Origin of the sequence: Aquitalea sp. LB_tupeE (assembly GCF_013391415.1) — a bacterium.
Classification (GTDB): domain Bacteria; phylum Pseudomonadota; class Gammaproteobacteria; order Burkholderiales; family Chromobacteriaceae; genus Aquitalea.
Map to the genome: position 1 here is coordinate 133,812 of NZ_JACAXB010000013.1, position 19,719 is coordinate 153,530.

21 protein-coding genes are annotated in these 19,719 nt (G+C 59.7%); 9 read left to right on the forward strand and 12 right to left on the reverse strand.

The window, feature by feature from the left end:
- Positions 1-10 precede the first annotated feature (10 nt).
- From HWX34_RS05950 to HWX34_RS05960, 3 genes are read left to right on the forward strand one after another with little or no spacing between them, the layout of a single operon-like run.
- On the forward strand, positions 11-385 hold the full coding sequence (locus HWX34_RS05950; RefSeq protein WP_178971386.1) for a VacJ: 375 nt from the start codon (positions 11-13) through the stop codon (positions 383-385).
- 28 nt (positions 386-413) lie between these two features.
- Entirely contained in the window at positions 414-821 is a 408-nt protein-coding gene (locus tag HWX34_RS05955) for a thioesterase family protein (RefSeq protein ID WP_255496589.1), read from the forward strand.
- Between the two features lie 57 nt (positions 822-878).
- On the forward strand, positions 879-1,370 hold the full coding sequence (locus HWX34_RS05960; protein ID WP_178971388.1) for a TlpA disulfide reductase family protein: 492 nt from the start codon (positions 879-881) through the stop codon (positions 1,368-1,370).
- Between the two features lie 59 nt (positions 1,371-1,429).
- On the opposite strand, the gene HWX34_RS05965 is transcribed toward HWX34_RS05960, so the two are convergent.
- The 8 genes from HWX34_RS05965 to def all read right to left on the reverse strand — a co-directional run bounded on the left by HWX34_RS05965 (position 1,430) and on the right by def (position 9,984).
- Positions 1,430-2,185 (reverse strand): molybdopterin-synthase adenylyltransferase MoeB, encoded by a 756-nt coding sequence (locus HWX34_RS05965; RefSeq protein WP_178971389.1) that lies wholly within the window; start codon positions 2,183-2,185, stop codon positions 1,430-1,432.
- 108 nt (positions 2,186-2,293) lie between these two features.
- On the reverse strand, positions 2,294-3,562 hold the full coding sequence (locus tag HWX34_RS05970; RefSeq protein WP_045846398.1) for a sigma-54 dependent transcriptional regulator: 1,269 nt from the start codon (positions 3,560-3,562) through the stop codon (positions 2,294-2,296).
- Positions 3,562-5,667, reverse strand: a complete 2,106-nt coding sequence (locus HWX34_RS05975) for an ATP-binding protein (protein ID WP_178971390.1) — start codon at positions 5,665-5,667, stop codon at positions 3,562-3,564. Before HWX34_RS05975 ends, HWX34_RS05970 begins: the two co-directional genes overlap by 1 nt.
- Positions 5,667-6,221, reverse strand: coding sequence for a DUF4390 domain-containing protein (locus HWX34_RS05980; protein WP_255496590.1), 555 nt, complete (start codon positions 6,219-6,221; stop codon positions 5,667-5,669). The genes HWX34_RS05975 and HWX34_RS05980 overlap by 1 nt, the downstream gene beginning before the upstream one ends.
- A 4-nt stretch (positions 6,222-6,225) precedes the next feature.
- Positions 6,226-7,479, reverse strand: coding sequence for a 16S rRNA (cytosine(967)-C(5))-methyltransferase RsmB (rsmB, locus tag HWX34_RS05985; protein ID WP_178971392.1), 1,254 nt, complete (start codon positions 7,477-7,479; stop codon positions 6,226-6,228).
- A gap of 112 nt (positions 7,480-7,591) precedes the next feature.
- Positions 7,592-8,443, reverse strand: a complete 852-nt coding sequence (gene htpX / locus HWX34_RS05990; RefSeq protein WP_178971393.1) for a zinc metalloprotease HtpX — start codon at positions 8,441-8,443, stop codon at positions 7,592-7,594.
- A 34-nt stretch (positions 8,444-8,477) separates the two neighbouring features.
- Positions 8,478-9,398, reverse strand: coding sequence for a methionyl-tRNA formyltransferase (fmt, locus tag HWX34_RS05995; RefSeq protein WP_178971394.1), 921 nt, complete (start codon positions 9,396-9,398; stop codon positions 8,478-8,480).
- Positions 9,399-9,480: 82 nt separating this feature from the next.
- Positions 9,481-9,984 (reverse strand): peptide deformylase, encoded by a 504-nt coding sequence (def, locus tag HWX34_RS06000; RefSeq protein ID WP_178971553.1) that lies wholly within the window; start codon positions 9,982-9,984, stop codon positions 9,481-9,483.
- A gap of 125 nt (positions 9,985-10,109) precedes the next feature.
- Between def and HWX34_RS06005 the strand changes: the two genes are divergently transcribed.
- From HWX34_RS06005 to HWX34_RS06025, 5 genes are all read left to right on the forward strand, one after another.
- The gene (locus tag HWX34_RS06005) at positions 10,110-11,147 is read left to right on the forward strand and encodes a LysM peptidoglycan-binding domain-containing protein (protein ID WP_178971395.1); all 1,038 of its coding nucleotides are present in this window, start codon (positions 10,110-10,112) and stop codon (positions 11,145-11,147) included.
- Positions 11,144-12,226, forward strand: a complete 1,083-nt coding sequence (gene dprA, locus HWX34_RS06010) for a DNA-processing protein DprA (protein WP_178971396.1) — start codon at positions 11,144-11,146, stop codon at positions 12,224-12,226. Before HWX34_RS06005 ends, dprA begins: the two co-directional genes overlap by 4 nt.
- A 41-nt stretch (positions 12,227-12,267) precedes the next feature.
- Positions 12,268-12,726: a DUF494 family protein gene (locus HWX34_RS06015; protein WP_045846407.1), complete on the forward strand. Its 459-nt coding sequence runs from the start codon at positions 12,268-12,270 to the stop codon at positions 12,724-12,726.
- Between the two features lie 169 nt (positions 12,727-12,895).
- Positions 12,896-15,193, forward strand: coding sequence for a type I DNA topoisomerase (gene topA, locus HWX34_RS06020; RefSeq protein WP_178971397.1), 2,298 nt, complete (start codon positions 12,896-12,898; stop codon positions 15,191-15,193).
- 294 nt (positions 15,194-15,487) lie between these two features.
- On the forward strand, positions 15,488-15,886 hold the full coding sequence (locus HWX34_RS06025) for a hypothetical protein (protein WP_178971398.1): 399 nt from the start codon (positions 15,488-15,490) through the stop codon (positions 15,884-15,886).
- On the opposite strand, the gene HWX34_RS06030 is transcribed toward HWX34_RS06025, so the two are convergent.
- Positions 15,877-16,257 (reverse strand): DUF1622 domain-containing protein, encoded by a 381-nt coding sequence (locus HWX34_RS06030; protein ID WP_178971399.1) that lies wholly within the window; start codon positions 16,255-16,257, stop codon positions 15,877-15,879. The two genes, HWX34_RS06025 and HWX34_RS06030, sit on opposite strands and share 10 nt — an antisense overlap.
- Positions 16,258-16,383: 126 nt before the next feature.
- Between HWX34_RS06030 and HWX34_RS06035 the strand changes: the two genes are divergently transcribed.
- A complete protein-coding gene (locus HWX34_RS06035; protein WP_178971400.1) occupies positions 16,384-17,133 on the forward strand; it encodes a hypothetical protein in 750 nt (249 codons plus the stop codon).
- Here the strand turns inward: HWX34_RS06035 and HWX34_RS06040 are convergent.
- From HWX34_RS06040 to HWX34_RS06050, 3 genes are all read right to left on the reverse strand, one after another.
- Positions 17,130-17,516, reverse strand: a complete 387-nt coding sequence (locus tag HWX34_RS06040) for a diacylglycerol kinase (RefSeq protein WP_178971401.1) — start codon at positions 17,514-17,516, stop codon at positions 17,130-17,132. The two genes, HWX34_RS06035 and HWX34_RS06040, sit on opposite strands and share 4 nt — an antisense overlap.
- Before the next feature lie 265 nt (positions 17,517-17,781).
- The gene (gene gshB, locus HWX34_RS06045; RefSeq protein WP_062788398.1) at positions 17,782-18,738 is read right to left on the reverse strand and encodes a glutathione synthase; all 957 of its coding nucleotides are present in this window, start codon (positions 18,736-18,738) and stop codon (positions 17,782-17,784) included.
- 45 nt (positions 18,739-18,783) lie between these two features.
- Positions 18,784-19,716: a lysozyme inhibitor LprI family protein gene (locus HWX34_RS06050; protein ID WP_178971402.1), complete on the reverse strand. Its 933-nt coding sequence runs from the start codon at positions 19,714-19,716 to the stop codon at positions 18,784-18,786.
- Positions 19,717-19,719: the final 3 nt, after the last annotated feature.

Sequence of the window (19,719 nt, forward strand, 5' to 3'; positions counted from 1 at the left end):
AGGATTCACCATGTTTGAAGTCAATCGCAGCATCGCCCTGATTCGTCCCCGGGCACCGTTTCTCGCATGGCTGCAACAATTGCCCGGCGATCTGGACGGCCAGCTGGAGCTCGAAAGCCTCACCCGGGATTGCAATGCCCTGCTGATTCCGGCGGCGGACGATTATGAATCCGCCCATGACTTTGTGCTGCAACACTACCGCATGCTGTTTCAAGCCGAGCTGGCCGACTGGTGCGATGATGAAACACTGTGGCCGGCGCAACTGACACCGGCCCTGTTCCTGGAGTGGTTCGATGTTGAAATCCACTCTGTTCTTACCGATATGGTCGAGACGCCGCTAGAGCGCGAGCCATTCGTTCCGCTGGACCTCAATGCCGAGGATTGAGACCCAGCTTCACACCGAGGGGAAACACATGACACATGAAACAAATATCAAGGTCCGTGGCTATCACCTGGACCTGTACGGCCACGTCAACAACGCCCGTTATCTGGAATTCCTGGAAGAAGCCCGCTGGACTTTCTTTGAAGAGCGCGGCGACCTGCCCTGGTTCCTGCAGTCCGGCCTGGCACTGGTGGTGGTCAACATCAATATCGACTACCGCTATCCGGCTACCATGGGCGATGCGCTGGCCATTGCCACCTCGGTCAAGACCATTGGCAGCCGCAGCGCAGTAATGCACCAGCGCGTCACCCTGGCGGGCACTGACAAAGTCGTCGCAGAAGCCGATGTCACCTTTGTAGTATTTGACGCCAAGCAGAACAAGGCGGTGACACTTGAGGGACAATTGAAGGAACTCCTGCAATCCATGCTGGACCAATAGTGCCGGTTGCCCCACGCCTGTGGGGCTGCCGTTTTTCCACCTCCCGGATGACCCCGCATGAAGAAGGTTCTGCTCTCGCTCCTGGCCGTGGCCGTAGTCGGCCTGATTGCCTACACCACACTGTTCGACCGCAATGCAGCTCCACAGGTCAGCTACACCTCGCTTAACGGCCAGCGCGCCGATACCGCCTCGCTCAAGGGCAAGGTGGTGCTGGTGAATTTCTGGGCTACCAGCTGTTCGGGCTGCGTGGAAGAAATGCCGGAAATCAAGAAGCTGCACCAGCAGTATGGCAGCAAGGGCTTGCAGATCATGGCGGTCGCCATGAGTTATGACCCGCCCAACTACGTGCAGGCCTTTGTGCAGAAATACCAGCTACCCTTCTTTGTCGCCCTGGATGGAGAAGGCAGTATTGCCAAGGCCTTCGGCGATATCCAGCTAGCACCGACCACCTTCCTGATCGACAAGCAGGGCAATATCCTCAAGCGCTATGTCGGCGTGATGGATTTCAAGGAAGTGCACCAGATACTCAACCAGCAACTGGGTGCCTGAGCCATTCAACACAAAGCCCCGCCAATGCGGGGCTTTGTGTTGGTCAGAACCGGGGAAGCTCAGGCCGTAGTACACACCGGGCAGGCCGGATCCCGGCTGAACTTCATCTGGCGGAATTCACCAGTCAATGCATCGTACAGGGTCAACCGGCCAAGTACCGGCGCACGCCCGGCCAGCAGCTTCACTGCTTCCACCGCCTGCAAGCTGCCAATCACGCCTACCAGTGGTGACAACACGCCAAAGGTGGCACACGGGCCATCGGAGGCCTCACCCTCCTCGGCAAACAGGCAGTGATAACAGGGTGAACCTGCCACGCGCGGATCAAACACCGCCAGCTGTCCGGCAAAGCGCACGGCGGCACCGGACACCAGCGGCACCGCGGCTGCCACGCTGGCACGGTTGACCGCATGACGGGTAGCGAAATTATCCGAGCAATCCAGCAGCAGGTCATGCGCCCGGGCTTCCTCCTGCAAACGCGTGGCATCCAGACGCTCGCCCAGCGCACGTACGGAGATGTCCGGATTGAGTGCCAGCATGCGGGCACGGGCCGATTCAGCCTTGTTCTGCCCCAGCGAGGCCATATCGTGTACCACCTGGCGCTGCAGATTGCTCAGCTCCACCGCGTCATCGTCCGCCAGCGTGATATGGCCGACACCGGCACTGGCCAGGTACAGCGCCACCGGCGAGCCCAGCCCGCCAGCACCAATCACCAATACCCGCGCCGCAGCCAACCGCTGCTGGCCTTCGATATCGATTTCCGGCAGCAAGATGTGCCGGCTATAGCGCAGCAGCGCCGCATCGTTCAGATCTGTCATGAGGGTGAAGCTTAGTCAAATCAGCAGGCAGACGCCATAGTTCCTGCGAGCTAGCCGGAAAAACAAAACGCCAGCACAAGGCTGGCGTCTGGTGGAACTGATGGCGGATTATTCTTCCACCACCTTGCGGGCGAACTTGATGCCCAACTGCTTGAGCTTGCGATACAGGTGAGTACGTTCCAGGCCCACTTTCTGTGCCACGCGGCTCATATTGCCGTTTTCCAGCGAGATGTGGTACTCGAAGTAACGACGCTCCAGCTGTTCGCGCAATTCACGCAAAGGCATGTTGAAGTCGAAGCCGGACTCTTCCACCGGTTTTTCATGGCGGAACTGGGCCAGTACCTTGTTGACTTCCGGGGCATCCACATCGTCCGACTCGGAGGTCAGCGCCAGGCTCTTGATGATGCTGCGCAGCTGTTCCAGATTCCCCGGCCAGTCATACTGACGCAGGGCATTCAGCGCCGCAGTGGTCAGTTTCTTGTTGGGAATCTGCCGTGACTCCACCAGCTCGATCAGGATCTGTTCGGCGATGAAGATGATGTCCTCTGCATGCTCACGCAGCGGGGGAATCGGCACAATCACGCTGGACAATGCAGTCAGCAGACGGTTATCGCATTCCGGGTCCACCAGCAGTTCCTGCAAGGGGCGGCTGCAAGAACACAGCAGACGCACGTTGAAGCGATCCAGCTTGGACAGCAGGAACAGCAAACCTTGCTGTACCCGGCGGTTGTATTGGCCGATTTCCGGCAGGAACAACACGCCGTTATTTGCCTTTTGCAGCAACTCCAGCGGTGCGTCTGCCAGTTGTTCCGGTTTGGCCGGGGTTACCCAGGGGGTATTGCCCTGATGGAAAAAACGCGCCACCAGCTCGAACCCGGAACCCGGCTCGCCGGTCAACAGCACCGGCGACTTGACCTTGGCAACCCGCTCCAGCTGACGCTTGAGCTCCTGGATGGGTTCGCTGCGACCCAGCTTGTCCAGGTTCAGCGAGGTATTGGCCTGCATGTCGCCATACTTCAAAGCCCGCTGTACGGTGGTCAGCAGCTTTTGCAGGGCGATAGGTTTTTCCAGGAAATCGAAAGCACCGATGCGGGTGGCTTCCACTGCCGTATCAATACTGGCGTGGCCGGACATCATCACCACCGGCATGTTCAACTGACCTGACTTTGCCCATTCCTTCAGCAGTGTCACGCCGTCGCAGTCGGGCATCCAGATATCCAGCAACACCAGTGCCGGACGTGTCTGGTTGCGCAACTGCCTGGCAACCTCGGCGTTTTCCGCCAGGGCAACCGTGTATCCCTCATCCTGCAGGATCTCCGAGAGCAGTTCACGAATCCCGATCTCGTCATCAACAATCAATATATCGCTGCTACGCATTAGGCCTCCAGCAATGGCAGGGTGAGAAGAATGCGCGCGCCGTGCTGCTCGCCATTCCCCAATGTGACCTGACCATGGTGTTCCTCCGCTATTTTCTTCACCACCGCCAGTCCCAGCCCCGTGCCCTTGGGCTTGCTGGTCACATAGGGCTCGAACGCGCGTGGCAGGAGCTCGGCGGGAAAGCCCGAACCGTTGTCCTGCACGCAGACGATCGCGTTTCTTCCTTCTTGTCGGCTGCTAATGTGAATCATCGGGATGTCAACGTCAAGGACCGCATCCTGTGCATTCTGCATCAGGTTATGCAATACCTGCCGTAATAGTGCGGCGTCCCCCATGATCATCAGCGGCCGTTCTTCCAGTTCAATCTTAACAGCCGGATTGGATTCGTACAGCGTACTTACCTCTCTCACCACCTGATTGAGATCAAGTTCACTGAGTTTGATGCGCGGTGCCCGGGCATAATCGCGGAAGGCATCCACCATGTTTTTCAGTGCCGCAACCTGTTTGATGATGGTATCGGTTGAACGCTTGAGCATGTCCGCATCGGCAGTTTCGAGTTTGGCAGAAAGTTTCATCGCCAAACGTTCGGCCGACAGCTGGATGGGCGTGAGCGGATTGCGGATTTCATGCGCCAGCCTCTTGGCCACTTCGCCCCAGGCAGCGTCCCGCTGCGCCCGCGCCAGCTCGGTAATGTCATCGAACACCACAACATAACCGCTTCCGGAGCGTTCGGGCAAGCGCGCACCGCGTACCAGCAGGCTACGCGGCCCCTGCCCGGTCATGTAATCGAGCTGGGTTTGCCATTCTTCTTCCTGCTTGTTTTCACCATGCTGCAGCATGGTGTCCACCAGGGGAATCAGGGCGGGAACCCGGGTGGACCACTGCGCAACCGGGTAGGGCACCAGTTCGGAGAAGTCAACACCCAGTATGCGTCCGGCGCTGGTATTGGCAGCACGCAGCTGCCAGGCGGCATCCAGTGCAATCACCCCGGCAGAGAGATTGGCCAGGATGCTTTCCAGGTAAAGCTTGCCGCTTTCCAGTGCCTGTTGGGTCTGGTTGGCGGTCTGGCGTGCTTCATCCAGCTGCTGGGTCATGCGGTTGAACAGCGTGGTCAGCATACCCAGTTCGTCACGCCGATAGACCGGGTGGCGCTTGGAGAAGTCCCCTTGCGCGACGGCGCGGGTACCGGCGGCCAGCTCGGACAACGGTGCGGACAAGCGTTCGGACAGAAACAAGGCAAATGCCAGGGCCGAGGTCAGTGCCAGCAGACAGGCCAAAGCCAGCGTCAGCATGTAGAAGGTTTTCAGGCCATCACGCGACAGCAGCAACTGATGGTATTCGGCCCGAGCGGTTTCGATCTGCTCGGCATCGCGGGCAATGGATTGCGGCGCGGCCTGCACCACTTGCAAGACACGCCACTCGCCATCCAGCGTGCGATAGGGCAGCAAGACACGCAAGGTGAGCCCGGCGGCGTCATTTTCTACCGATTTGCTGCCTTGGCGGAGCTTCAGGCCGCGCAGGGCATCACGGGATGGGGCCTGCGGCAATTGCCGGGCATTGCTGCTGGCAAAGTTGAGCAGTTGTCCGGATTTATTAAAGATGGCCACCTCGAGCAAGCCCAGTTGTTCGCGCAGGCGCTCCAGCCGCGACGGCAGCATCAGGGAGGGCATGCCGTCAATATCGTCCAGTACCACGCGGCTCTTGCGGGCTACATCTTCCAGTACGTAGTTAAGCGCGCCCTTGCCCAGTTCCAGTCCGCGATCCAGCGCGGATTCCACCCGCACGTCAAACCAGCTTTCGATACTGCGGGTGAGGAACTGCGCAGAAATGGTGAACACCAGCATGCCCGGCACCAGGGCGACCACGGCAAACATCATTACCAAGCGCTGGGTCAGCTTGGCACCGAACACCCTGCCCTTCACCCGCTGGCGCAGCCGCAGCAGCTGTCGCCCCACCACGGCCAGCAGGCCGACCAGCAACAGGCTGTTCAGCCCGAACACCCACCAATAGTATTCGGCCAGCTTGGAGGCATTGCCGGTGGCAATGGCCAGCAGGTAGAGCATGATGGCTCCGAACGTCGCCAAGGCAATGGCGGCGTAGCGCATCAGCTACTTTCTTTCATGTTGATGCTGGTCCAGTTGGAGGACAGGCTCCATTCCCCGGAGCCAAGGGCATTGAGCTGGAAGGGCTTGGGCAACTCGCTGATATCCAGTACCAGCCGCACCCGACCGGCCACGCTACCGGGGCTGCGTGGATCGAGCGCACCACTTTGCAGGACGCGCCAGTCCTGGATGGAGCCCAGGGCACCCATGGCCTCGGACAGGGAACGGTAATAATTTGAAAAGCTGCCGATGGTAACGCGATAGCGACTGGTCAGGGACTGATAGGACAGCTTGAAGGTGAGGCTGGCGTGCGGCTCGAACCACTCTTTCAGATTCAGATAGTAGGCAGTACTACGGGGCCGGGTCAGTTCGAACTCCAGCCGGAAGGTCAAGGTGACACCTTGTGCCAGCGCATCATTCAGGCTGCTGGATAACTTGGTCTGGAAGCGGGTGCTGAGCGAGAGCTGGCCGTCTTGCGTCAGTTCGGCATCGGCACGGCGCGCCAGAATGCCATCGGCCTGCGCCGTGGGAACGGCACAGACCAGTAGCCATAGCAACAGGCTAATGCTTCGCAAGCAACGCGTAATAGAAACCGTCATGACGCTCACAGGGCAACAATTGCTGCTGATCCAGGCATTCTGCATCGGCATGACGCGCCAGGAATGCGGCCAACTGTTGCTGATTTTCTTCCGGAAAAATCGAGCACGTAGCGTATAGCATTTTCCCGCCGGACGCGAGTAGCCCCCATAGCGTGTCAACCATCTGCGCCTGCTGGGCAGCCAGGGTGGCAAAATCGCCCGGACGGCGCAGCCACTTGATATCCGGATGACGACGCACGACCCCGGATGCCGAGCACGGCACGTCAGCCAGGATGCGATCGAACGGTTTGCCATCCCACCAGTCAGCCGCCTGCCCGGCATCAGCCGCGTGCAGGCTGGCGTGCAAGCCACCGCGCTGCAGGTTCTCTGCCACCCGTTGCAGTCGCTGCGGGTCGATATCCAGCGCGGTCATGTCTACATCTACCATTTCCAGCATATGACAGGTTTTGCCACCCGGCGCGGCGCAAGCATCCAGCACACGCTGTCCGGCTTGCAGATCCAGCAGGCGGGCTGCTTGCTGCGCGCCCCAGTCCTGTACCGATACCACGCCATCTGCAAAACCCGGCAGTTCGCGCACATTCACCGGCTTGTCCAGCAGGATGCCGCTCTGGTCATCCAGTGCTGTTGCACGCATGCCCAGCGCTTCGAGCTGGGCCAGATAGGCGGCCACCGTGCTCTTGCGGGCGTTGACGCGCAAGGTCATCGGCGGATGGCTGTTATTCCACTCCAGGATGGACGACCACGCTTGCGGATAGGCCTGTTGGATGGCTTTTACCCACCAGCGCGGGTGATTGGTGGCAGCCTCCAGATCTTTCTGTGCCAAGCGCAGCATTTCCTCGCGCTGGCGCAAAAAATTGCGCAGCACGCCATTGACCAGGGCTTTGAACTTGCCGCGGGCCAGCCGCTCCGCCAGCTTTACTGCCTCGTTGACGACGGCGTAATCTGCGGCGCGGGTATACACCAGTTGATAGAAAGCCACCTGCAATACCCGCTCCAGCTGGGCATCCGGCAAGGCCTTGGGCACCAGGCGGCGCAACCAGAAACGCAGGCGTGCCAGTTGACGCAGGCTGCCGTAGCAAATGTCCTGCAAAGCAGCGCGCTCTTGCGCCGTCAGGTCTGCGCCCTGACGTTGAGCCTGAGCCAGCGCCTCGGTCAGGGTACGGCCGGATTCCACCTGGCCCAGCACTTCGGCGGCCAGTTGCTGTATGCGATGCATGTCAAAACCTTGAAATGGCAAACGGCGAGGACTGTGCTCTCGCCGTATGAAAACGGCCGGTATCCGCCTGGCGGTACCGGCCCGTGTGTTTGTTCAGATGCGCATGATACGTTCAGCCCACGCCGCGCGCCATAGCGTACAAGCGGGCAATGCGCTCCTCGGTATGCGGATGGGTACGGAACAATTCGCCCACATCCAGTCCGGCCAGCGGGTTGATGATCATCATCTGGGCGGTTTCCGGATGAGCCTGTGCGGTTGGCATGGCAATACCTTGAGCGTAGTACTCAATCTTTTGCAGCGCAGCCGCCAATGCCAGCGGATCACCAGAAATTTCGGCCCCACCACGGTCGGCTTCGAATTCGCGGGCGCGGGAAATGGCCATCTGGATCAGGCTGGCAGCCAGCGGCGCCAGGATGGCCAGCAAAATGCCGGCCAGCGGATTGACCGGACGGCCGCTCTCGTCACGTCCGCCAAAGAACATGGCAAAGTTGGCCAAGGCCGACACCGCACCGGCCATGGTGGCGCTGATGGTGGAAATCAGGGTATCGCGATGCCGCACATGGGCCAGCTCGTGCGCCATCACCCCACGCAATTCACGGTAGTCCAGCATACGCATGATGCCGGTGGTGGCTGCGACAGCAGCATGTTCGGGATCGCGCCCGGTGGCAAAGGCGTTGGGTTGCTCTTCGTGAATGACATAGACCCGTGGCATGGGCAGGCCGGCACGCTGAGCCAGCTCGGCCACCATGCCGTAAAACTCTGGTGCCGACTGGGCATCGACCTCCTGGGCGTTGTACATACGCAACACCATTTGGTCTGAATTCCAGTAGGCGAACAGATTCATGGCACCGGCAAAAAACAGCGCCAGCATCAAGCCGTTCCGCCCTCCAATCAGCGCACCGATGATGCCGAGAAAAGCGACAAACGCGGCCATCAGCATGGCCGTCTTGAACATATTGTTCATGTACCCTCCTTGTGCTGTGACCAGTGAAAGACGCTTACTGCCCCAGACGGGTTCCCGCCAGCGTGGCGCGGCCTGCAGCAAAGTCGCGCGCACTCAGCCGCTTGCCACCAGCAGTTTGCAATTGCGTCAGCACTATCAGCCCGTCGCCACTGCCCACCACCACGCCATCGGCATCCGCACGCACCACCAGGCCAGGTTCGGCCTGACCGGCAATGGCATGGGCCTGCCACAGCTTGAGCGGCTCACCAGCCAGTTGGGTAAACGCACCCGGTGCCGGGTTGTAGGCACGGATGGCACGGACAATCTCGGTAGCTGACAGTTGCCAGTTCACCTCGGCCTCGGCCTTGGTCAGCTTGTGCGCGTAGGTGATGCCTTGTTCCGGCTGCGGCTGCGCATTCAGGCCATCCAGTGTCGCCAGGGTGCTGACAATGGCCTCGGCACCGCACACCGCAAGCTTGTCGTGCAGGCTGGCTGCCGTATCGTCCTCGGTAATGGCCAGCGGGTGTACCGACAACATGGCACCAGTATCCAGCCCCACATCCATCTGCATGATGGTGATGCCGGTTTCACTGTCGCCGGCCAGAATGGCCCGCTGGATAGGCGCAGCACCACGCCAGCGCGGCAGTAGCGAGGCATGAATGTTCAGACAGCCGCGCGGCGGAATGTCCAGCACCGCCTTGGGCAGCAACAGGCCGTAGGCCGCCACCACCATCAGTTCGGCACCGATCTCGCGCAGCATGGCCTGGGCTTCGTCGATCTTGAGCGACAAAGGCTGCTCCACCCGCAAGCCGTGTTCCAGCGCTACTTCCTTCACCGGACTGGGTTTGAGCTTCATGCCCCGCCCGGCCGGACGGTCCGGCTGGGTCAGCACCAGGGCAATTTCATGACCGGCGGCCAGCAAGGCGCGCAGTGCGGCAGCGGCAAATTCCGGCGTACCGGCAAAAATCAGTTTCATCGTCAACCCGCAATCAGCAAGACAGGACACACCTGTCTTTATCAGCATCACCCGTCCGACCAGTTCCGGACAGGTTCATTCATCACATATTCTGTTTTTCGCGCTTTTTCAGCTTGGTGCGAATCCGGCCTTGCTTGAGTTCGGACAGGTACTCCACAAAGACCTTGCCATCCAGATGATCAATTTCATGCTGAATGCAAATGGCCAGCAAGCCGTCGGCTTCCAGTTCATACTGGGCACCGGTGGCATCCTGAGCACGCACCTTGACCCGTTCGGCCCGGGTAACCTTGTCGTAGATACCCGGCACCGACAGGCAGCCTTCTTCGTAAACCGTCTCACCTTCTTTTTCGATGATGACCGGGTTGATGAAGACGCGGCGTTCGTTATGGTCTTCGGAAATATCCATCACCACCAATCGCTGGTGATAGTCCACCTGGGTAGCAGCCAGGCCAATACCCTTGGCCTCGTACATGGTTTCAAACATGTTGTCGATCTGGGTCTGCAAGGCAGCGTCAAAGGTCTCGACCGGCGTGGCCACGGTGTGCAGACGCGCATCCGGATAATGCAAAATGTTCAGCAGCGCCATCGGTTTTATTGCTCCAAGTTGTCTTAATGCCATCAGCACATCGATAATAGACATGTCTGACGCATGCTCGTTTGTCAAAGGAGCGCTCGCGGGCGCTCATTACACTCAATATTGGGGCACTTTTCATGCGTAAAAGTATTATATCGCTTGCTTTGGCTCTGGGACTGGCTCTCCCGGCTTTTTCCGATACCCTGACCATCAAGCCCGGCGCACCGGCGCGTTACACCGTAGTGAAAGGCGACACGCTGTGGGGTATTTCCGGCCGCTATCTCAAGAGCCCGTGGAAATGGCCCAGCTTGTGGCAGATGAACAAGAGCGAAGTCAAGAATCCGCACTGGATCTACCCTGGTGACGTCCTGGTACTGACCTATGTAAACGGCAAACCGCGTCTGACCCTGGAAAAGGGCCGTCAGGGTGATGTACGCCTGTCTCCGCAAGTCAGGATGACTGACATCGACAAGGCCATCTCCAGTATTCCGGCCAAGGCCATCGAGCCCTTCCTCTACCGCCCGCTGGTAGTGAACGAAGAAGAGTTCCTGACCTCGCCGCGTCTGGTGGCGGGCCCGGAGGAACGTCTGGCCTTTGGTTCTGGCGACCGCATTTATACCAACGGTGTAGCCAGCACCGGCACCTGGCAGGTGTATCGCGCCAGCAAACCGCTGATTGACCCCGTGACCAAGGAAAACCTCGGCTACGAGGTAATGTATGGCGGCGATGCCGTGGTGGACAAATTGGGTGAAGAAATCCAGACCATGCACCTGACCAAGGTCAATAGCGAAATTTTGGTAGGCGACCGCCTGATCAAGGCGCCCAGAGACCAGTTTGTCAGCTACGTTCCCCACAGCCCGGATGCAGGCATCCAGGGGCAGATCATCTCGGTGTATGACGGTGTGGATGGTGCGGCCCAGTATTCCAACGTAGTGATCAACCGTGGCCAGCGTGAACAGGTGGAACCGGGTGACGTGTTCAACATCGTCAAGAACGCCAAACCGGTTACCCTGATCATGGCGGATGGACAGAAAAAAGAAGTCACCTTGCCAGGCCAGAACATTGGCAAGATTTTCATCTACCGCGTATTCGACAAGGTTTCCTACGGCCTGGTGCTGGACAGCACCGACGCAGCCAGCGTGGGGGATGTGGTCAACGCGCCGGAAAGCGAATGAGCCGGCATAACGAAGACTGGCTGCTGCTGGCCCTGACACCGGGCATTGGTCCGGCCAGTTTTCTCAAGTTGATCGCCACTTTTGGTAGCGCCAGCCATGTTCTGGCGGCCAACACGGCACAAACCGCACCACTGATCGGACAGGACATCGCCCTGGCACTGCGCGAGCGGCGTGCCGAAGCCGATGCCCAGGCGGCCCTCGCCTGGGCCGAACAGGAGAATTGCAGCCTGCTGAGCCTGCAGGATGACGATTACCCGCAAGCCCTGGCAGAAACCGCGGCTCCGCCTCCACTGCTGTTTGCACGCGGACAGCGCGCCTTGTTGCAACGCCCGATGCTGGCCATGGTGGGCAGCCGCAGTGCCACTCCGCCGGGCAAGCAGATTGCCGAGGATTTTGCCCGCCAACTGGCAGCACACGGCTACACCATAGTCAGTGGCCTGGCCAGTGGCATTGATGCCGCTGCTCACCGGGGAGCCTTGCAGGAGTCAGGCTCCACCATTGCGGTCATCGGCACCGGGATAGACCGGGTTTATCCGGCCAGTAATCGTGAGCTTGCCCACCAGATCGGCCGTTCCGGCCTGATTTTGTCCGAGTTTCCACTGGGTGCAGGCCCTGTCGCCGGCCACTTCCCACGCCGCAACCGCATCATCGCGGGCTTGTCGCGCGGTTGTCTGGTGGTGGAAGCCAATATCAATTCCGGCTCGCTGATAACCGCCAGACTGGCCGCAGAAAGCGGGCGCGAGGTCATGGCGGTTCCCGGTTCGATTCACAACCCGCAAGCGCGCGGTTGTCACCGTTTACTGCGTGATGGTGCCCGCCTGATCGAAACCGTGGATGACGTGCTGGATGAAATCGGCCGCGTGGTTTTGCCTCCAGTCACGCTGGCAGAAACAGAATGGACAAATCCGCCGGTGGATGACCCGATTCTGGCCCTCATGGGCTTTGATCCGGTCAGCAGCGAGGCGCTGGCAACACAACTTGGGTTGACGCAGGGGGAGGTTTACGCGATGCTGCTGGAGCTGGAACTTGCCGGCAAGCTGACCAGCCTGCCCGGCGGGCGGGTTCAGCGACTGGTCTGATCCGGACCAGCCCCTGTAGCAGTTCATTTGAAGAAGACCTGATGTTTGACGTTCTCACTTATTTGTTCGAGCAGTATCGTGATCCTGATGCCTTTGGCGACCGCGGCTCGCTGATGCGCCAGCTGGAAGCCGCTGGCTTCGAAGACGAAGAAATCAACGATGCGCTCGACTGGCTGGACAATGTTGCCAATATGGTTGACGGCCTGTATGCCAGCGCGGATGACGCGGTTGGCATGCGTATTTACGCCGATGCCGAACTGGAGCGCCTGCCCACCGATGTGCGCGGCCTGATCCAGTTTCTGGAAGATCACGGCGCGCTGTCGCCATCGCAGCGGGAAATGGTGATAGACCGGCTGTGCGAACTACCCGATGACGACATCAATGTCGGCTCGGCCAAGCTGGTGGCACTGATGGTGCTGTGGGCACAAAAAGCGGAACTGCCCATCCTCTTGGGGGAAGAACTGCTGGATGCCATTCATGGCGAACCCACCATGCAATGACTTGTCAGCGCTGGCGCTACGGGCTTACCATCCCGCCTCGCCTGACAGTTACGGCAGGGAATTTTTACAAGAGCGCCAATTGCGCTCTTGTTTTATTTGCGCTCTTGCTTTATTTGATAGATAGAACCGCTATCAACCGGATGTTTCCGGTACACACTGAAACGAAAACATGCCCTCCAGCCTCTTGATCGTTGAGTCGCCATCCAAGGCAAAAACGCTGAAGAAATACCTGGGACCGGACTTTGAAGTCCTGGCCTCCTACGGTCACGTGCGCGATCTGGTACCGAAAAACGGTGCGGTAGACCCTGAAAAGGGTTTCGCCATGAAATACCAGCTGATCGCCCGCAACAGCAAACACGTTGATGCCATCGTCAAGGCCGTGGCCGAAGTCGACCATGTCTACCTGGCAACTGACCCGGACCGCGAAGGCGAAGCCATTTCCTGGCACCTGGTGCAAATCCTCAACAGCAAGAAGCTGCTGAAGGACAAGACCGCCCAGCGCGTGGTGTTCCACGAAATCACCAAGAATGCGGTTTTGGAAGCCATCGGCAACCCGCGCGAAGTGGCGCAGGACCTGGTGGATGCCCAGCAGGCACGCCGGGCACTGGATTATCTGGTGGGTTTCAACCTGTCACCGCTACTGTGGAAGAAAATCCGCCGCGGCCTGTCGGCAGGGCGGGTACAAAGCCCGGCACTGCGCCTGATCTGCGAACGCGAGAACGAGATCAAGGCCTTTGTGCAGCAGGAATACTGGTCAGTGCATCTGGACAGCCACAAGGGTCGCACCAAGTTTTCCGCCAAGCTGACCCAGCTTGGCGGCAAGAAGCTGGACCAGTTCGACATTCCCGGTGATGCCGAACACGCCGACATTCTGGCCCGTTTGCAAGACCAGCCGGCCACCGTCACCAGCATCGAGAAGAAAAAGAAGTCGCGCAGCCCCGCCGCGCCCTTCACCACTTCCACGCTGCAACAGGAAGCCGTGCGCAAGCTGGGCATGACTACCGACCGCACCATGCGTACCGCGCAGCAACTGTACGAAGGTATCGACATCGGCCAGGGCACGGTCGGTCTGATCACCTATATGCGTACCGACTCGGTGGCACTGGCCAACGAAGCCGTTGAAGAAATCCGGACTTATATCGGCGACACTTTCAACAACGACTTCCTGCCCAAAAACCCGGTTGCCTACAAGAACAAGTCCAAGAACGCACAGGAAGCGCACGAGGCCATCCGCCCGACGTCCATCCTGCGCACGCCCGAATCGGTCAAACCCTTCCTCACCACCGACCAGTTCAAGCTGTACGACATGGTGTGGAAGCGCACCCTGGCCTGCCAGATGGCACCGGCCAAGTTTGACACCACCAGCGTGGACATCGCCGTAGGCGAAGGCATTTTCCGCGCCAGCGGCCAGGTACAAACCTTTGCCGGCTTCCTGGCTGTGTACGAAGAAGACGTGGACGATGCCGAGGACGAAGACAACGCCAAACTGCCGCTTTTGGAAGAAGGCGACAGCCTGCCGGTAGACAAGCTGTACGGCGAACAACACTTCACCCAGCCGCCGCCGCGCTTCTCCGAAGCCAGCCTGGTAAAGGCGCTGGAAGAATTCGGCATTGGCCGTCCGTCCACCTACGCCAGCATTATTTCCACGCTGAAAGACCGTGAGTACGTGATCCTGGACAAGAAACGCTTCTTGCCCACCGATACCGGCGACATCGTCAACAAGTTCCTGACCGAACATTTCAGCCAGTACGTGGACTATAACTTCACCGCCAAGCTGGAAAACCAGCTGGACGATATTGCCAGCGGCCAGCGCGAGTGGGTGCCGGTGATGGACAGCTTCTGGAAAGGCTTCTCCAAGCAGATTACCGAGAAGGAAAGCATTTCCCGCGCGGAAGTCACCACCGAAAGCCTGGACGAAGCCTGCCCGAAATGCAGCAAGCCTTTGTCGATCAAGTTTGGCAAGCGTGGCCGCTTCATTGCCTGTACCGGTTATCCGGACTGCGACTACACCCGCAATATCGGTGAAACCGCAGAGCAGGCGGCAGAAGAAGCCGAAGCGCCGACGGTGATCGAAGACCGCGTCTGCCCGGACTGTGGCGGTGCGCTGCACATCAAGAAGGGGCGCTATGGCAAGTTCATCGGCTGCGCCAACTACCCCAAGTGCAAGCACATCGAACCGCTGGAAAAGCCACGTGACACCGGCGTGGAATGCCCGGAGTGCAAATCCGGTCATCTGATTGAGCGCAAGAGCCGCTACGGCAAGCTGTTCTACAGCTGCAATACCTATCCCAAGTGCAAGTACGCCACCTGGAACCCGCCGGTCGCCGAGCCCTGCCCCAAGTGCAACTGGCCGATTCTCACCATCAAGACCACCAAGCGTCGTGGTACCGAGAAAGTCTGCCCGCAGAAGGAATGTGGCTACAGCGAGGTGATTGCCCCGCCGGAAGCCAAGCCTGCGGAAGAATAAATCGCCGCCTGCGAATTGCACCAGATAACGCCACCTTCGGGTGGCGTTGTTTTTTTGGCCATGGCAGCCAAACCATGCAACGGCAGGAGCTACGCCAACAGCATTGGTAATGGCCTGATTTTATTAATCAAGTTCAGAAAAGCCGCCATATAATTCGGATGTCAGGCTAAACCGTAAACAGCTAAACAGTCTGAAGGCTCTTGCGACGGGCCACATCGTTTCCGAACCATACGCCGCCGCCATCACAGGCGGCGTTCGTCGTTTTACGCCCCCCCCCCCGGCAAAGCACACATCATGAAAACACATAGCAGCTTCTTTTTTACCGGCGCATCGGTACTGACTCTGTTTGGCCTGGCCAGCGGCCATTGGCTGATGCTTCCCATTGCCTTCCTGCTGGCATTCTGCGGCATGGTGGTGGCAGACCGGGAGCAACTGGCAGACATGGATGAGCGCACGGCCGCCATGTTGCTGGTGCTGCCCAGCCAGCACCCGTTATTGCCACTGGACCATTTCCACGGCAACGACCTGATGTTTTACCAGGCCGGTAGCCCGGTTTACCGCGTTTTGCAGGCCGATGGCGCCCGTTGGGAGCTGGTGGGTGAATACGGCAAGGTAGAAGACGATAGTGGCTGCATCCGCGTTTACCCGGGCTATCTGTACCGCCGCCAGCCTCACGTGAATGTTCAGGACTGATCCGGCCGCCGTTCTTCGCCCTCGTGCTCGGTATCGCGGATTTCCTTGCCCAGGAAATAGTTGAGCGCGGTACGCAGCACGGCAATGGCGGCCAGCTTGCCGATCTGGTCCCAGCTTGGCGCCACGGCGGTAGAGAGTATGTCGGCTGCCAATTGTAATTCCAGCGCCAGTGCCAGAAAGCGGGCAAAACTCAGCCGTACCGCATTGAATTGCGCCACCCCCGGCTCAAAACAGCGCTGCAAATAGCGTACCCCGGCCACCAGTACACCAATGCCGATCACCACGGCACCGCTGGCTTCCACCGCCAGTTTCAGCCATAGCACCAGATTGAGCACCAGTTCTTCCACTCCGGATTCAGTAGGTGACAGCATGGGTTTTCCTCGTGCTTGATGGGGAATGCCCCAGCATACACACAAGGCGGACCGAGGACAGCTACTGACAGCCTGACCATGCTTATAGCATGTTATGCTATTGAATTAGCCAGCCTATCCCACTGCATGCTGTTACTGAAACTGACGCTGGTTCCTGCTTTTCTCTACCTGCTAGCCCTGGTGGCACGACATTGGGGGCCACAGCGCGCCGGCTGGATGGCCGGCCTGCCGGTGGTGGCCGGCCCCATCCTGTGGTTGCTGATGCAGGAGCACGGCCCTGCGTTTGCGGCCAGTGCGGCGCTGCAAGCCATTGCCGCCATTGCCGCCTCCGAACTGTTCAACCTGATCTATGCCCGCTTGGCTAGCCGCTTTGCCTGGCCGCTGACGCTGATGTTTGCCCTGTGCGGCTGGTTGCTGGGCGCTTGCGTGCTGCAAAGCATGACATTGACGCTCGCTACAGCCCTTGCCATGGCGGTGCTGGCAGTGCTGATCAACAGCGTTTGCCTGCCCCGCCCGGCCCTGTCTGGCGTGGCGACTGCGGTGAATGAAACCCTGGGTTTGCGCATGCTGGCTGCCGCCGTGCTGACTTTGCTGGTCAGTCTGGCCGCCAGTCATCTGGGGGCAGGCTGGAGCGGCATGCTGGCGGTCTTTCCGCTGCTGGCCGTGGTAATGGCGGTGGCCACCCAGCGGGCACAAGGGGTAGCCGCCACCCAGGCCTTGTTGCGCGGCATGCTGCTGGGGCGGCTTGGTTTTACCGGCTTTTGCCTGGCACTGCTGCTCTTGCTACCGCGGCTGGATGGGAATCTGGTGTTTTTGCTGGCGGCCTGCACCGCCATCGGGCTGCAGCTGCTGTCACGCCGTTTGCTGCTGGTCTAGTGGCCGAACAACACCAGCGCCCACATGGCGGCAAGATTGATCAGGCCCAATAATTGGGCCGCGCTGCCCATGTCCTTGGCGCGCTTGGCCAGCGGGTGGCGTTCCAGCGAGGTGTGATCTACTGCCGCCTCGATGGCGGAGTTAAGTAGTTCGATCACCAGCGTGGCCAGCGAACTGGCCACCAGCAGGGCGCGGGCCAGCGGGCTGGCCGGCACGACAAACAGGGCGGTGGGGATGAGGATGATGGCCAGCAAGGCCAGTTGGCGGAAAGCATCTTCATGACGGAAGGCCGCCCTGATGCCATCCAGCGAATAGCCGAAGGCGTTGATCAGCCGGCGAATGCCGGTCTTGCCCTTGAACGGGCTTTCCTCATGCTTGCTCATGTCGGGTCCTGTGATTGCGCAGTGTCAGCGGGGTGGTGCCAGTCTGGCGAGCGGCATGTTAAGCGCTGCCGCCATCATGGGCAAGCGCTGGCCATCAAGCCATGCCAGCGGCGATGGTGCCGCCGGCAGATGACAGGCTGATGGCAAGGCTTAGAGCCGCTAACAAAACGTCGTAGAGCACCCGAGTCAAGGCGCGCCGACGCAGACAGTACAGTGAGTATGGCAAGTCGGCGCAACGCAGAATCGGGGGTTTTGTGATCGGGTCTTAATGTGCGGTGGCGCGCTCTAGTGCATCGATATACAGGCCGGCAACGTTCAGGCCGGTCTGATCCATGATTTCGCGGAAGCAGGTGGGGCTGGTGACATTCACTTCGGTCAGGTAATTGCCGATGACATCCAGACCGGCCAGCAAGATGCCGCGCTTTTTCAGCTCCGGGCCCACTGCCTCGGCAATTTCGCGGTCACGGGCGCTCAGCGGACGCGCTTCGCCACGACCACCGGCAGCCAGGTTGCCACGGGTTTCACCGGCGGCCGGAATGCGTGCCAGGCAGTAATCCACCGGCACGCCGTCAATCACCAGCACGCGCTTGTCACCATCGCGGATTTCCGGGATATAGCGCTGGGCCATGATGGTGCGTTTGCCGCGCAGGGTGATGGTTTCCAGAATCACCGACAGATTAGGGTCGTTCGGTGTCACGCGGAAAATGCTGTCGCCGCCCATGCTGTCCAGCGGTTTGAGAATCACGTCCAGATGCTGGCGGATAAAGGCTTTCAGACGCGGGGTTTCACCGGTGATCATGGTGGGCGCGGTCAGCTCGGGGAAATTCAGGATGGCCAGCTTTTCGTTGAAATCACGCAGGGCCTGACCGCTGGTGAATACCTTGACGCCCTGCGCTTCGGCCAGCGTGAACAGCTGCGAGGCATACAGGTATTCCATGTCGAACGGCGGGTCCTTGCGCATCACCACCGCATTGAAGGCGGTCAGCGGCTGGCGGTGCACATCATCCAGCTTGTACCAGGCCGGGTGATCGCCCTTGCGCTCATCGGTGACAGTGAGGCCACGGGCATCCACCAGCAGGCGACCACCCTCTACGGAAAGCTGGTGCGCCTGGGCATAGCTGATGGCATGGCCACGGCGCGCCGCCTCTTCCATCATGGCAAAGGTGGTGTCCTTGTAAATCTTGAACTGTTCCAGCGGATCGGCGATGAACAGGATACGCATGCTGCTCTCCAAAGTGGGATGGCGGCCGGGCTGGGGCCGTCGGATTCATTGATGATAGTAGGCGTCCAGCGCATATCGCCGGGTGGATGTTTTCCAGCGGCCATTGACCAGGGTTTCTCGAGTGACGCGAACCACTTTGCCTTCCGGGTCCTGCGCGTCTTCAATCAGCTTTTCCACCGCCTGCAAGTGATGGCGGGCGTCAAACTGGTAATCGATGGTTTCATGGTAACAGCAGCCGCTCTTGGCAAAGGTACGCAGCCGCTTGCGCTTGGCATCCACCTGGAACAGGCCCAGGTTTTCTTCGGTCAGCGTTGATAATTCATCGTTGAGCGCAAATTGCTTGCTGGCCGTGTCGTACAGGTAAACCCGGTAGGTAGGTCCGCCATAGGGGCCGTCATTGCCGTTCTGAATGGCGAAATCGAAATGACCGTCAAAGTCGAAGTCAGCCGCATTGATCACGCCCTGAAAATCATACAACCGCGCCGTGTTGACCAGCGGTTTGCCATTGTCGCCATGCGCCATATAAACATTATCCAGCCGCAGCTGCTGGATGCGACGCTGGCTACGCTGGTCGATGATGTTGATGATGGCCGGGCCTTCGGCTGCCCAGTCACGCTCGCCCCAGTTGAGCAGCGTGATGTCAAAGCGATATGCCGGCATGGCATTGTCGATGCGCTGCTGGATCAGCTGCGCGTGCTGCAATTGCGCCAGTCGCTCTTGGTAACGGCTTTGCAGACAGGCGGCATCGCCATTGCACTCGGCACGCGGGCCAGCCAGCCACTGGCGCTGGTTATCTTGCAGCAAGCCTTGCTGATTGTGCTGCCGGTAGGCGGTAGCCACTTGCTCGTCCAGCGTGGAGAGTTCCGGCTGGCGGCAAATGGCCTGCTCAGTAGCCGTTGCCGCCTTGCTGCAATCAAAGCTGGCCGCCGTCGCCAGCGTGGGCAACAGCAACAGCAGCAGCCAGCGTAGGGTCGGCATGGC

Coding starts and splice junctions, on each gene's coding strand:
- HWX34_RS05950 (WP_178971386.1), top strand. CDS start 11: ATGTTTGAAGTCAATCGCAGCATCGCCCTGATTCGTCCCCGGGCACCG.
- HWX34_RS05955 (WP_255496589.1), top strand. CDS start 414: ATGACACATGAAACAAATATCAAGGTCCGTGGCTATCACCTGGACCTG.
- HWX34_RS05960 (WP_178971388.1), top strand. CDS start 879: ATGAAGAAGGTTCTGCTCTCGCTCCTGGCCGTGGCCGTAGTCGGCCTG.
- HWX34_RS05965 (WP_178971389.1), bottom strand. CDS start 2,185: ATGACAGATCTGAACGATGCGGCGCTGCTGCGCTATAGCCGGCACATC.
- HWX34_RS05970 (WP_045846398.1), bottom strand. CDS start 3,562: ATGCGTAGCAGCGATATATTGATTGTTGATGACGAGATCGGGATTCGT.
- HWX34_RS05975 (WP_178971390.1), bottom strand. CDS start 5,667: ATGCGCTACGCCGCCATTGCCTTGGCGACGTTCGGAGCCATCATGCTC.
- rsmB (WP_178971392.1), bottom strand. CDS start 7,479: ATGCATCGCATACAGCAACTGGCCGCCGAAGTGCTGGGCCAGGTGGAA.
- htpX (WP_178971393.1), bottom strand. CDS start 8,443: ATGAACAATATGTTCAAGACGGCCATGCTGATGGCCGCGTTTGTCGCT.
- fmt (WP_178971394.1), bottom strand. CDS start 9,398: ATGAAACTGATTTTTGCCGGTACGCCGGAATTTGCCGCTGCCGCACTG.
- def (WP_178971553.1), bottom strand. CDS start 9,984: ATGGCGCTGCTGAACATTTTGCATTATCCGGATGCGCGTCTGCACACC.
- HWX34_RS06005 (WP_178971395.1), top strand. CDS start 10,110: ATGCGTAAAAGTATTATATCGCTTGCTTTGGCTCTGGGACTGGCTCTC.
- dprA (WP_178971396.1), top strand. CDS start 11,144: ATGAGCCGGCATAACGAAGACTGGCTGCTGCTGGCCCTGACACCGGGC.
- HWX34_RS06015 (WP_045846407.1), top strand. CDS start 12,268: ATGTTTGACGTTCTCACTTATTTGTTCGAGCAGTATCGTGATCCTGAT.
- topA (WP_178971397.1), top strand. CDS start 12,896: ATGCCCTCCAGCCTCTTGATCGTTGAGTCGCCATCCAAGGCAAAAACG.
- HWX34_RS06025 (WP_178971398.1), top strand. CDS start 15,488: ATGAAAACACATAGCAGCTTCTTTTTTACCGGCGCATCGGTACTGACT.
- HWX34_RS06030 (WP_178971399.1), bottom strand. CDS start 16,257: ATGCTGTCACCTACTGAATCCGGAGTGGAAGAACTGGTGCTCAATCTG.
- HWX34_RS06035 (WP_178971400.1), top strand. CDS start 16,384: ATGCTGTTACTGAAACTGACGCTGGTTCCTGCTTTTCTCTACCTGCTA.
- HWX34_RS06040 (WP_178971401.1), bottom strand. CDS start 17,516: ATGAGCAAGCATGAGGAAAGCCCGTTCAAGGGCAAGACCGGCATTCGC.
- gshB (WP_062788398.1), bottom strand. CDS start 18,738: ATGCGTATCCTGTTCATCGCCGATCCGCTGGAACAGTTCAAGATTTAC.
- HWX34_RS06050 (WP_178971402.1), bottom strand. CDS start 19,716: ATGCCGACCCTACGCTGGCTGCTGCTGTTGCTGTTGCCCACGCTGGCG.